The sequence below is a fragment of the Streptomyces thermovulgaris genome (genome assembly GCF_002155915.1).
Lineage (GTDB): Bacteria > Actinomycetota > Actinomycetes > Streptomycetales > Streptomycetaceae > Streptomyces > Streptomyces thermovulgaris.
This window is the reverse complement of the sequence record NZ_MUME01000587.1, coordinates 1-315: the sequence shown is the minus strand read 5'-3', so window position 1 is coordinate 315 and position 315 is coordinate 1. Positions and strand designations below refer to the sequence as shown.

At 69.2% G+C, this 315-nt stretch carries 1 pseudogene; it reads right to left on the bottom strand.

The window, feature by feature from the left end:
• A pseudogene (locus CCN35_RS27465) lies at positions 1-315 on the bottom strand (hypothetical protein); the annotation flags it as partial.

Here is a 315-nt window from a genome sequence, read left to right as displayed (position 1 = left end):
CCGGCGGCCTCGTCGTAGGTGCGGTGCGTGCGGTACTCCTCGGTGAACCGGTCCCCGGAGGACCAGCGGTAGGTGATCACGTCCTCGCCGGACGGGCTCGAGAGCCGGTCGTCCTTCGTGTACACCTGCCTGGTCACCACCAGGGCGCCGCAGTCGATCTCGGCGTGGACCGGGGGCTCCTCGGCCTTGAAGACGTTCTCGTACCCGCCGCCCTGCTCGCGGTAGACATAGGCGCCCAGGCCCACCGCGTCCTCGCAGCTCAGCACGTTGACGACGATGTCGTCGGCGGTGCTTCCGGTCAGATCGCCGTATGCC